At 37.7% G+C, this 13,450-nt stretch carries 7 protein-coding genes; 2 read left to right on the plus strand and 5 right to left on the minus strand.

Annotation, left to right across the window (positions count from 1 at the left end):
* Positions 1 to 36: 36 nt before the first annotated feature.
* The 3 genes from P1K33_RS06690 to P1K33_RS06700 form a co-directional block, all read right to left on the minus strand.
* Positions 37 to 4,143 (minus strand): phage tail-like protein, encoded by a 4,107-nt coding sequence (locus P1K33_RS06690; protein ID WP_284652141.1) that lies wholly within the window; start codon positions 4,141 to 4,143, stop codon positions 37 to 39.
* An 80-nt stretch (positions 4,144 to 4,223) separates the two neighbouring features.
* On the minus strand, positions 4,224 to 7,193 hold the full coding sequence (locus P1K33_RS06695; protein WP_284652142.1) for a ligand-binding sensor domain-containing protein: 2,970 nt from the start codon (positions 7,191 to 7,193) through the stop codon (positions 4,224 to 4,226).
* 1 nt (position 7,194) lies between these two features.
* Positions 7,195 to 7,812 carry a response regulator gene (locus P1K33_RS06700; RefSeq protein WP_284652143.1) on the minus strand — a complete coding sequence of 206 codons (618 nt, stop codon included), beginning with the start codon at positions 7,810 to 7,812 and terminating at the stop codon, positions 7,195 to 7,197.
* A 221-nt stretch (positions 7,813 to 8,033) separates the two neighbouring features.
* On the opposite strand from P1K33_RS06700, the gene P1K33_RS06705 reads away from it, so the two are divergent.
* Complete coding sequence (locus tag P1K33_RS06705; RefSeq protein WP_284652144.1) at positions 8,034 to 11,162, plus strand: cytochrome c biogenesis protein CcsA; 3,129 nt, start codon at positions 8,034 to 8,036, stop codon at positions 11,160 to 11,162.
* 47 nt (positions 11,163 to 11,209) lie between these two features.
* On the opposite strand, the gene P1K33_RS06710 is transcribed toward P1K33_RS06705, so the two are convergent.
* A complete protein-coding gene (locus P1K33_RS06710) occupies positions 11,210 to 11,992 on the minus strand; it encodes an anti-sigma factor (protein WP_284652145.1) in 783 nt (260 codons plus the stop codon).
* The gene (locus tag P1K33_RS06715; protein WP_284652146.1) at positions 11,992 to 12,522 is read right to left on the minus strand and encodes an RNA polymerase sigma factor; all 531 of its coding nucleotides are present in this window, start codon (positions 12,520 to 12,522) and stop codon (positions 11,992 to 11,994) included. Before P1K33_RS06715 ends, P1K33_RS06710 begins: the two co-directional genes overlap by 1 nt.
* A 388-nt stretch (positions 12,523 to 12,910) precedes the next feature.
* Between P1K33_RS06715 and P1K33_RS06720 the strand changes: the two genes are divergently transcribed.
* Positions 12,911 to 13,411, plus strand: coding sequence for a glutathione peroxidase (locus P1K33_RS06720; protein ID WP_372508210.1), 501 nt, complete (start codon positions 12,911 to 12,913; stop codon positions 13,409 to 13,411).
* Positions 13,412 to 13,450: the final 39 nt, after the last annotated feature.

Raw genomic sequence — 13,450 nt, forward strand, 5'->3', positions numbered from 1 at the left:
AACAAGCAAATGTTATCCTAATGCAAAATAGCAGAACTATTTGTTTATTTTTTCTTCTAAAACTTTTAGCCGCTCTTCCAGGGATTGGATTTTGGCTTCCTGTGACTCTATGATTTTTTGTTGTTCCTGAATGGCTTTGGTCATTGGTGCAATGAAATCATTGTAACGAAGGCTATAAAAGCCTTCATCGTCTTTGGTTAAAATTCCGGAATTAGCTATGCCGAAAGAAGTCAAAGTCTCTTCTATTTCCTGAGCAATAAAGCCGTATTCTAATCTTTTGAACTCATCATTCTTGCGAAAATAAGAAACCGGTTTTAGTTTTTTTATAAAATCCAATCCCAAATCAGAAGGTAAGATGTTGTCTTTCCATCGGCTGTCTGAAGTGATTGAAAGCCCAACCTGACAACCCAAATAGCCAATAAAAATATTACCTAAACGAATTTGGTTATTTCCCGTGGCACTTGGCACTTGAGCCGTGTCTCCTAGGCCAAGGTTATTACTGCCTGTCGTTACATTGGTTAAAGCGCCTTTACCGACAGCGGTATTGTAACTTCCGGTGGTATTATTTAAAGCATAATAACCCACGGCAGTATTTTCCCATCCCGAAACATTGCTGTACAGGCTATTGTATCCAACAGCTATATTGTTAAACCCGTTTTGATTTGAATACATCGCATTGTAGCCAAATGCTGAATTATAAGTCCCCGTTGTATTTGAAATGTTGGCATTTATTCCGAAAGCTATATTGGTAGGGCTTATTCTGCCGGCTGTAGTGTTTGATCTTTTAAAAACAACGTCAGCATTATCGGCAGTGCCAATAAAATGCGTTCCGGGTATAGTTCCTGAATTCCCTGTTAGACTCCACCATGTAGTAGGAGGAGAAGCAGGGTTTTGCCATTGCGGGCCATAAGTAGACATGGTCAGAACTTGTCCGCTTAGTCCTCCACTTATTGGTAAAATATTTCCATTTTCATCTCCTATCAAAGCATAGGAAAATGAAGGTCCTGCGGCCAATACACTAGAACGAATGGTTCCCACTACATGCAAACGTTCTTGAGGATCGTATGTTCCTATTCCAACTTTTACTGTACTACTGGCGGTATTAACTCCCGCGATACTACCCAATATCAGTGTGTTGTTGTTTTGAGCAAACGAAAAAGCTCCAATTGCCGAAGCATTATTGATATTATCCGAAACTGAAGCATAATACCCGAATGCAGTATTGTAATTGCCAGAGAAATTTCCTGGCAAAGTTTGATACCCTACAGCTGTGTTGTAACTGCCGTTGACAATACTTGAAGCAGCATTATGACCATTAGCTGTATTCCCATAACCATCATAACAATCTCGAAGAGCATTGATACCTATTGCCGAATTATAATGACCTAAAGAATTACTAAATAATGACTGATATCCAATAGCCGTGTTATTGGATCCGAATGTGTTACTAAATAATGACTCTTTTCCAACGGCAGTGTTTTGGCTACCTTCGGTATTCGATGATAAGGAATTGAAGCCTATTCCTGTATTGTTATCTCCATAAGAATTACTTTGTAATGCAGCAGCACCAAGAGCAGTATTGTACTCTCCATTATAACTGTATTGCAACGTATTATAGCCAATTGCAGTATTGCCCCAACCATAGTTTTCAGCAAAAGAATTTAATCCAAAGGAAGTATTGTTATATCCTATTTGTCCTGAAAAGATATTGTTCCGTTTAAAAATGACATTGTTGTTGTCTGTGGTGCCAATAAAATTGGTGGTTGGATTTGTACCTGCATTGCCCGATAAACTCCAACCTGAACCACCCAATGTTTTCCATGTTGTGGAGCCATTGTCCCAATAATAAAATCCCGGAGAAAACAATCCTGAAGTTGTTGTTAAATACAGCATCATTCCGTTTTGTGCAGCCGTTGGATTACTGATTGGTAAGGCATTTACTCTTGGAATAATCATACCGTCTGTAATGTCAGGAGCATTTGCATTTGAGGGTGAAATTTGAAGTTTGGCGCTTGGCGTAGTTTCACCTATACCAATTTTACCCAAAGCAATGTTGCTCATATCTTTACCGTAAATAACATTAGCTATTGACAATTGGTCACTGCCTGTATTCAAAGGAACCTGCGCAGCTGAACCAATGGCAATATTGTTATAGCCAGTTGTTAGATTGCTCATTGCATCGCCTCCAATCGCTGTATTGCTGTTGCCAACCGTTAAGCTGCTCAATGAATAGGCACCTAATCCGGTATTGCCTGAACCGGTGGTTAAATTTAGGGTATAGCGACCAACAGCCACATTATTTAAACCGACAGTGTTGCTACTAAGCGTTTGACTTCCGAGTGCTGTATTGCCATTGCCTGTGCTATTGAAATAACCGGCATTGAAACCAATGATGGTATTATGACTGCCGATGGTATTCATGTTTAAAGATTGGGCGCCGACGGCTGTATTTCTGTTTCCTGTTGTATTTTCCCGAAGAGAAGCCATACCTAATCCACTATTGAATTCTCCGGTAGAGTTAAATAACGACTGATAACCAACACCGGTGTTGAAAGAGCCCGACAAGTTGTTTTTAAGACTTTCTTTCCCAACGGAAGTATTATATGAGCCACTTAGATTATTGAATAACGACTCTGACCCCAAAGCTGTATTGTCGATTCCATTCACATTCGATCCTAAAGAACTTAGACCAATTCCGGTATTATTAGCGCCTACTGTATTTTGATTTAAAGCTCCAAATCCTGCACCGGTATTGGACGAACCTGATGTGTTTGCGGTTAGAACATTACTACCAAGGGCTGTTATGTAATTTCCGGAAGTAATTGCCGATAAAGAATTATTTCCAAAAACGGCGTTTTGTAAACCCGTGCCGCTATTGTTAAAACTGTTATATCCGAAAACGGTGTTGTAAAGGGCAATTTTACCCGAAAGTATATTATTTCTCTTGATAGTGAAATCAATGTTATCGGTTGTTCCTATAAAATTAGTGTTCGCGTTGGTGCCTGAATTTCCTAATAAACCCCACGCCGAAGGTACCGCTGGGTTTTGCCAAGTGGCTTTGCCACTGGCATCAGAAGTAAGGACTTTTCCATTACCCTGATTGCCGTCAACCATACGGATATTGCCTACCACATGCAATTTGTCGAGTGGGGTTGTAGTTCCTATTCCAACATTCACAGAGGAAGTGGCACCATTAACTCCGGAAATACTGCCTAATACCATACTGTCATCAGCGTTTACTGAAGCATAGGCTCCGATAGCAGTAGCATTAGTATACCCTTGACCGCCTGTATTGGAGAAGGCCCCAACGGTTGTATTGTAAGTACCGTAATAATTTGTATACAGGGAACGATACCCTAAAGCGGTATTATAGTCTCCATCGTTATTAAATAAAGATTCGTTTCCAATACCTACATTGCCATCGCCTAAATTATTGTTTTTAATAGCATTGAAGCCCAAAGCAGTGTTGTAATTACCAAAATAGTTAGTGGAAAGAGAATAATTCCCTACTGCATTATTTTCGTTTCCGTAGAAATTAGAATTCAAAGCAAATTTACCAACACCAACGTTGGAATTCCCTGAATAGTTTTGAATTAATGCATGATATCCCAAAGCCGTATTGCTTGTGCCTGAATTGTTGCTATACAAAGCTCCGACACCAAAAGCGCTATTTTCAATTCCCGTGCCGGAAGATTGCAAAGAATTTTGTCCAAATGAGGTATTGGTTTCTCCAATTATACCGGAAGTAGAAAAGTTTCTTTTAAAAATCACATCCACATTATCTCGTGTGCCAATAAAATTATTTAAAGGATTGGTACCGGTATTTCCTGAAAGACTCCAGCCTTTGTCACCACCAACCCTTTTCCAGGAAGTACTTGAGGACTCCCAATAATAGAAACCGGGTTCATAGCTGCCATAATTTGTAGCCAAATAAACCAACATTCCATCTTGTGCAGCAGACGGGTTAAGCGAAGAAAAGACATTTACTCGTGGAATGAGTAACCCATCATTAGTTGACGGGGAATAGGGACTGTAGCAATTTATATCTAATGTGGCATTAGGTGTTTCGGTATTGATACCCACTTGGGAATAGACTATGTTGAGGCAAACAAGATATAGAATAAGAAAGTAAAGTTTTTTCATAACTACCGTCGTAAAGTAATGTGTACCCAACGAAGTTATGATATTCCATCAATCGCTTCAATCAACCTTTCGGTTGATTTTTAATATGGAATTTTGAATATGATAGTGGTGCCTTTCTCGGTTAAAATGGTCAATTGGGCCTTTATTTTTTCCATTCGCTTCGCGATATTTTTCAACCCGTTCCCGCTAATTCTTTTTTCAGAATGGCTCATGCCTATACCGTCGTCTTTGATACAGACGTTAATGGTACTGTTTTTTTCAATTTGGATGAGAACGTTTTGCGCAGCAGCGTGCTTAACAATATTGTGCAAACATTCTTTGATTGACAGGAATATATGCCTTCTGTTTTCTCCCAAAACTTTAAAGTTCATATCTTCTTCAGGGAAACTAAAAGCCACATTCAAATTATTATTTTGACAATACTCTTGGGCGTAAATTTTGATATAAGAAAGTAGCTCTTCCCAAGTGTTGTTTTCCTCTTTCATCGCCCAAATGATCTCGCTCATGCTTTCAACCAATTGGGTAGAGGTGCTTTTGATTGAGTTTATAAAATCATTATTGGTTTCTTTCTGCAAAGCCATCTGACTCAAATAGGTAATTTTGGTTAAGCCACTGCCTAAATCATCATGCATATCCGCTGCGATGCGGTTTCGCTCTTCGTCAACTGCCTTTTGTTTTTCGAGTTTCTTTTTAAAATTGTACCAAAACAACAACCAAACTAAAAAAGCAAATGCCGCCAACATCAGCACCATAAACCACCAGGTTTCATAAAAATAATTGGCAATGCTGAACGTATAAGGTTGTGGTAAATAAATCCATTGCTGGCTGCCCTTGGTTCTCACGCGAGCATTAAATGTATAAGTACCGGCTTTGAGTTTTTGAAAGGAGACCGTTCTATTGTTGGCCAAATCAATCCATTGTTTGCTCAACCCTTGTAATTGATAACTGTATTCCAAATTTTTACCAGTTTCGATATCTACTGCTACCAATCGGAATTCCATGCTGTTTTGGTTGGGCTTGAATTCAAAATGATGCTGGCTAATATCCACAGCGGATTGGTTTACTTTCAGGAATTCTAAATAAATTTTAGTAGATACTTTTTTGTTCTGTAAAACCTCATCTGGATTAAAGTAATACAGCTTACTCATAGCCCCAATCCACATGGTATTGCGTTGCAAATCCATTTTAAGGGCTATGTAATTCGACGAAACATCCGTAAATCCATCCCAAATGTCCATAGGGTAGAAGGTGTTGGTTTTGGTATCCAAACAACCCACGCCTTTATTGGAAAGCAGCCAAAGTCGTTCGCGTTTGTCAAACTCAATTTCAGTGATGTAATTGCTAGTTAAACCATTGTCCAAATTATAGCTGATTACTTCTTGACTTCTGGGGTTGAATTTAATCAATCCGCCACCTTCAAAAGCAATCCACATCCAATTCTTCTTATCTATTTTTATACCTGTGATGCCACCAAAAAAATGATCTTTAGTTGCTTTAAAATCATTGAAATTGAATTCTTTAAAACGTTGTGTTGCGTAATTAAACTGTAAAAGTTTTGAGGAGCGATTCATTCCAAACCATAAGTTGTGATCGGCATCTTCACAAACATTTGAATAATAAGAAGAAGAAAACATCGGTTCTCCGTTTTGGTCTTTGTAATACGTAACTATCTTTCCGGTCTTGGCATCTCTTTTGGCTAAACCACCACCGGCATTGCCACTAAACCAAAAATCTCCATTAGAGTGTTTGAATACCATGGTAATAATATCCGAAGAAGGAAAAACTGTTTTTAATTGGAACGGATAATAAAATTGATTTTTTACAGTGTTGAATGCTTCAATTTTGGTTTCGGTATGAGCGCCCGAAAGATAAATAGTGTTGTTGTAGGTATATATGCCCCAAATTGCCGTCGTATTTTTAAGACTTTCAATTTGCTTGGAATCTTGATTGAATCGGTACAACTTTCCCAAATAACTACCGGCATAAATATAGTCATTGGTTGTAGTCAAGGTATTTATCGGTGATTCTTCACTTGTTGGAATCGCAATACTTTTTATTTTTTGATTCAGTTTGCTTTTGTAAACACTCAATCCTTGATTGGTACCAATCCACAAGTTGTTGTTCTTGTCAAGTAAAAAGGAAGATATGATATTACTTTTTACGGACAAATCGTTTTCGTCGCGGTGCAAAATAGCCGATACTTTGTCCGATTTGAGAAGGTTTATGCCTCTATGTGTGCCAATCCAAATATTGTTTTCCTTGTCTTTGAGATAGGTGATAAAATTTGAGGACGTTAGTTCGTTGGGTTTTACTTGAAGATGTTGAAGCAATTGTCCTTTGTAGTCAAAAATATAAAGCCCGGAAAAGTAATCACCGATATAGATTTTTTGAGCTCCTATATCAATGAATTTTAATTCAAATTGCCCAAAATTTCCTTTCATGTATTGGCGCACGTTCAGAGGGAACGGAGTAAGCTTTTTAGAAGCCAAATCATATTGATAGTAATCAAAACAATTCCCAACCAAATACTTGTTTTCAGCCATTTTTCGAATAAAAAGAAAGCTATACACCCTTCCTTTGGGCTTGATGACATCAATAGTCCTAAACTGAGAATCCACAATGATAAGGCTGTCCAAAGCATTTAACGCAAATTTTCCTGGTGAGAGCTGATTGATTTCAACTATGGTTTGATTTTTAAACTTTGGAACGAGTTGTAACGATTGTTTGGTGGTGTTTAAAACAGCCATCTTAGTGTTGTCCAACAACAGTATTTTATCGTTACTTAAATTATGTAAACTTGAATAACTTCCGGCGTTACCACTATTGGAAGTAAAGTAAAAATTGTGAAATTCTGCTCCGTCAAACCTACTCAAACCTTCTTTGGTGCCTAACCAAATAAAACCTTTGCTGTCTTCGATGATTGAATTGATATTGTTATCACACAAACCATCTTGGATGTCGTAGTTTTTAAAAATGTAATCGCCAGCCTGACTTTGTACCGATAGGGTACAGCCAAACAGTAACGCTATGAGGAAACATTTTTGCAGCATTTTAACGACCATACATTTTGTTGATGGCTTCGGTTTTGTTTTGCACTTGCAGCTTTTGGTAAATATGATTCAAATGTCTTTTGACAGTACTAAAGGAAATATTGAGTTTATCGGCAATTTCTTTGTATAAAAATCCTTTGCTCAACAATTCCAACACTTCTTTTTCTCGTGCAGAGATTAAAGTGTCAACCGAGTTTTTACTGCTGTTAAAAGTACTCAGTACCTTACGGGCAATTTTTGGCGACATCGGGCTGCCGCCTTCGTGTAACTCCAATAAGGATTCGATGATTTTTTCGGGCGTTGTATTCTTTAGTATATAACCATTAGCGCCCGCTTTCAGCGCTTCAAAAACCTGATCGTTATCTTCGTAAATCGTAAACATAATGAATTGCATTTCCGGGCATTTGGCTTTTACCTGATGGATACAGTCGATACCGCTCTGTTGTGGTAAGTTAATGTCGGTAATGACCACGTCGGGTTGCAATTTGGGCAACTTACGAATGGCATCTTCTGCATTATCAAAACATCGCACCAGGGAGAAACGGGCGTCATTGTCAATCACGGCTTTCAAACCGTGCTGTATTTCGGGTATGTCTTCTATGATACAAACAGCAATCATAATTTATTTTAAAATGTTTCTAAGCAAAATAAGTCAACATATTTATCTTCCGCAATGGTACTTTAGGTTGATTTGTGTTTAAAATACTTATAAAAATAGTAATTCTTTTGATGGCTTGAAAAAAAACCCGATTTTGAGCAATTAATCAATTGTTAAACCCTAATTACAATCAACATTTTTGCCTACTTTTGTACGACTTTTTTAAAAATTAATTCCAACTCATGGAAAAAAAAATATACTCGATTTTATTCTCTACACGTTTAATGGCTGTTTTGTTTCTGGGTTTTGCTATAGCCATGGCAACCGGAACATTCATTGAAAGCAAATACAACACGGATACCGCAAGAATTTTAGTTTACAACGCCTGGTGGTTTGAAGGGATTATGTTGTTTTTTATGATTAATTTCTTAGGAAATATCAAGCGTTACCAATTGTACAAAAAAGAAAAATGGGCGACACTTTTGCTGCATTTGTCTTTTATCTTCATTATCGTAGGAGCATTTATCACACGCTATATCAGCTATGAAGGCATGATGCCTATTCGGGAAGGTGCCAGTTCCAATCAAATTTATTCAGACAAATGTTATCTGACCGTTTATGTGGATGGCATTTACCAGGGCAAAATGATGCGCCGGACATTTGAAAAGCCAATGCTGCTTTCACCGGTAACCAATAATCATTTTTCCATCGACGAGAAGTTTGCCGAAATCCCTTTTGAAATAGAATACAAAAACTTTGTGCTTGATGCCAAGGAAACCATCAAAGCGGATGACAAAGGAGAAACCTATCTAAAACTGGTAGAGTCCGGTGATGGAACGCGTCACGAACACATGCTAAAAGCCGGTGAAGTTCAAAATATCCACAACGTTTTATTTGCTTTGGACAAACCAACCAAAGGCGCGATTAACATTGATACCAAAAATAACACAGTAACCTCACCTTTTGATGGTCAGTTTATGCGAATGGCCGATAAAATGCAGGGCAAAGTAACCAAAGATTCGGTTCAGGCCTTGATGTATCGTTCGTTGTATAACGTGGGCGGAAGCCAGTTTGTAATTCCGGAATTGCCTAAAAAAGGGGTAAAGTCATTCGAACCAAGCGGCGATTTTAAAGCTAAAACTGGTGAAGATGCTTTGACCGTAACCGTTAAGACCGGAGGAAAAGAAGAAGAAATAACCTTAGTTGGTGCCAGAGGAAAACAAGGTGAGCCAAAATCATTTAAATTGGGTCAACTGGAATTCACTCTTAGCTATGGAAGCAAAGTATATACATTGCCGTTCAACATTCAGTTGAATGATTTTATTGCCGAGAAATATCCGGGAACGGAAAAGAGTTTCTCTGCTTTTGAAAGTAAAGTAACCGTAAAAGATGGTGCTGAGACTTTTGACGCCCGTATCTTTATGAATAACATCTTGGATTATAAAGGCTTTAGATTTTTTCAGGCGTCATTTGATCCTGATGAAAAAGGAACCGTGCTTTCAGTAAACCATGATTTCTGGGGAACGACGATAACTTATATTGGTTATTTTTTGTTGTTTTTCTGTATGATGGCCATCTTGTTTGTCAAAAATACCCGTTTTGCCGATTTGAAACGAAAGCTGGAGAATGTAAAAAAGAAGAAAGCCAAGCTAATGACTATCTTGCTATTGTTGGGTTCATTTAGTGGTTTTGCCCAAGACCATGCACATGAAGCGCCAAAAGGCAAAATGAACTTTCTGGATTCTATTTTATACTATAAGGTTCCCGAAAAACAAGCGGCACAATTTGGCCGATTAATCATTCAGGATGCCGGTGGTAGAATGAAGCCCATCAATACTTTTGCTTCTGAATTGTTGCGAAAAGTGAGCCACAGCGATACTTACGAAGGAATGAATTCCGACCAGGTTTTCCTTTCGATGAAGCAGTATCCGTTTGCCTGGATAGAACTTCCGATTGTTTATGTAAAAGCCGGAAATGACAGCATCCGAAAAATAATAGGAGTAGAGCCAGGAATGAAGCTGATTCCGTTTAAAAAGTTTTTTGATGAGAAAGGCAATTATAAATTATCGCCTTACTTAGATGCCGCTTATAAAACAGCCAATCCCAATCAGTTTGAGAAAGATTTTGTAGAAACCGATAAGAAAATCAATCTGATGAACAGTGCCCTTTTTGGCAGCATCCTAAAGATTTATCCGGTACCAAATGACAAAAACAACAAATGGGTTTCCAATCTGGAAATCAGTCACGCCACCGGAACCGTTTTAGACACGATTAAAGGTGCATTCCCTTATTATCTCGAATCATTGACCATGGCTACCAAATCGAAAGATTACACCATGGCCAATACCATGTTGAATGGCATTGAAACTTATCAGAAAAAATTTGGGAAAGCCGTTTATCCTGATGAAAACAAAATCGAGTCAGAGATTTTATACAACAAATACAACGTCTTCAAAAAACTGCCTTATTGGTATATTACCGTTGCGGCATTGATGTTTTTATTGGTCATTATTCAAATCTTCAAAGACCGGAAATGGTTGAGAATAACGATTAATGTCTGCCATGTTTTAATAGGATTATTGTTTGCTTTGCATACGCTCGGTTTAATTGCCCGTTGGTATATTTCAGGGCACGCGCCATGGAGTAATGCTTATGAAGCCATTGTTTATGTAGCCTGGGCGACGATGTTTTTTGGATTAGCTTTCGACAGAAAATCAAAACTGACCGTAGCTTCTTCTGCCTTTGTAACAGCAATGATATTAACCGCGGCTTATGCCAACTGGATTGACCCGGAAATAGCCAATTTACAACCGGTACTGAATTCGTATTGGTTGATGATTCACGTTGCGGTAATCGTGGCGAGTTATGGTCCGTTTGCATTGGGTGCGATTTTAGGATTTGTTTCCTTGCTATTGATTGCTTTTACTACCAAAGAGAACAAAGCTATAATGGAACTCAACATCAAGGAAATCACTTATATCAATGAAATGGCTTTGACCGTTGGATTAGTCATGTTAACCATTGGTAACTTCCTTGGTGGACAATGGGCGAATGAGAGTTGGGGAAGATATTGGGGTTGGGATCCAAAAGAAACCTGGGCTTTAATCAGTATTATGGTTTATGCTTTTGTGATTCACGCTCGTTTTGTTCCTGCTTTGAGAAACAAATGGATATTCAACTTAATGGCGATGTATGCTTTTGTATCAATTCTGTTTACGTATTACGGAGTGAATTTCCACTTGGTTGGGCTACATTCTTATGCCAGCGGTGAAGCAAAATCCTTGAGTTGGATTTGGATGAGTTTAGGCGGTATGTCCTTAATGGGTGCGATTGCTTATCCTGGTTATCGAAAATATTATAAAAAGAAATAAAAAAAAGTCCCGAGTATATCGGGACTTTTTACTTTTAGTGATTATCGTTATACTTTTCCTAAAGTATATAGTTTCTCAAGCGTTGGCGATTTGCTTCCGCCGGCTGGTTCCAAGGTAATTCCGAAAGCTTCAGCTCCGGCATTATTATCCACTTTAAACATAGAGTTTTCTGCAGTAAAGTTTTCCAGCAAACCAATGCTTGTTGGCGTTAAAGGCTCCAGTTTCAAAGCCCAAACCTGATACACCATGCCTTCCGGTGGTTCCGGTAAGCCTGCGGCATCTACATAAACCACTTGTTGTTCTTTATTCCAATATACTTTAGCCGAAGCTGTTGGATCAATGGCTTGTCCGCCCAATTGGATTATGGTAGTATTGGCATCTCTAACGACATTTAACACTGTTGTAGTTTCTTTGTTTTTCAATTCCAAACCAACTACAGTTTCCTGTAATTTGTTTTTCTCTACTTTGATTGTTTCAATTTGTTTATTGCTTTCACTCAATTTTGAATATTGAAAGCCGATACCGATTAGCAAGGCAATAGAAGCTGCCCATCCAATATAAGTCGCCATATTGTTTCGAGGCTTAAAGTCGACAACTCTTCCGTGTTTCAGTTCGAGTTGGGCCTTAATTTTCTCAAATTGGCTATGCGAAATAAAAGGAGAGAAGCTGCTCGAAAGATTAATGATTGCTTTTTCTATCGAAAGAATTTCAGCTTTCACTTCGGGGTTCTTATTGGCCATAGCATTTACTTCATCGTTCTCCGATTCGGTAAGTAAACCATAGACATACAGTTCTAGTATGCCTGATTCTATATAGTCTTTAGTTTCCATTATACATTTAAAAATTTACGCAGGTCGTTCATACACATTCGATTTTGGGTCTTGACAGTACCTAGCGGGATTTCCAATTCCTCGGAAGCTTCCTGTTGGGTATAGCCTTTAAAAAACAGTAGGTCAATGATCTGAATACATTTTGGTTTTAGTTTTTTTACAAAATCTAAAATTCCGATAGTATCAATCCTATTGGTTAGTTTGTTACTGTCATCCAACAGATGTACGAAATTATCAGAGGATAGGTTTTTTTGGCTATTGTTATAACCTTTGGAACGCAGCTTATCGATAGAAGTATTCCGGGTGATATTGAGCATCCAGGTATACAGCCTTCCTTTGCTTTGATTATAGGTTTCAATGTTTTTCCAAATTTTCACAAATACTTCCTGAAGCACATCTTCGGCTTCTTCGCGATCTTTAATCAAATTGGTGATAATGCTGAAAAGGCTTTTAGAATACATGTCATATAGTATTGTAAAAGCTCTTTCTTCTTTCCTCAGCAGCAACGGTAATAATTCTTCTTGTGTCATACCTGATCTTTTAATTATTGTAAAAATAACGAAAGTTTGTCTAACATAATAAAATATTTTTTAAACAAATCCAAATCTCGTTTATTCTCGTAAGTAAATTTAGGGAAAAATCAGCTATGATTTTGTTTCGGTTTTTTGTTTTGTAACAGAATTTTTTTTCTGTTATGTTTGTTGGAAGCACAATGACCTCACATTCATTGTGCTTTTTTTAATTAACTAAAACTTTAGTAATTGTATAACATCATATTATTGAATAATGATTAATTTTATAAAAAAAATAACGATGAGAAAATTAATCCTACTGAGTTGCGGCGTATTGTTACTTTGTAATTTTCACAGTAATGCGCAATCAAAATCAGTTACAAAATCTTCAGAAAAAATTAAAACAATGGACACAGCGATTAAAGCAGAAAACATTTACCAGTTTAAGGTAAAAGATTTATATGGACATGAATTTGACTTTGCCTCCTTAAAAGGCAAGAAAATATTAATTGTCAATACCGCTTCCGAATGTGGATTAACGCCACAGTACAAAGACCTGGAAGCGATTTATGAAAAGTACAAAGACAAAAACTTTGTTATCGTTGGTTTTCCTGCCAACAATTTTGGCGCACAGGAACCGGGAAGCAATGAGCAAATCGCTAAGTTTTGTGAAATGAATTACGGCGTTACGTTTCCAATGATGAGCAAGATTTCGGTTAAAGGTGAAGATATGGATAAAGTGTACCAATTCTTAACCCAGAAAAGCAAAAACGGATTGCAGGACAGCGAAGTGGAATGGAACTTCCAAAAATACCTAATCAACGAACAGGGCGAATTGGTAAAAGTATTGTCACCGAGAATATTGCCAACAGATACTGCTATTGTAGGCTGGATTAACGAAAAATAAATCAGCTTTTATTTAAACTTTCTAAAACCTGACAAAGAA

The sequence above is a fragment of the Flavobacterium terrisoli genome (assembly GCF_030167905.1).
Classification (GTDB): domain Bacteria; phylum Bacteroidota; class Bacteroidia; order Flavobacteriales; family Flavobacteriaceae; genus Flavobacterium; species Flavobacterium terrisoli.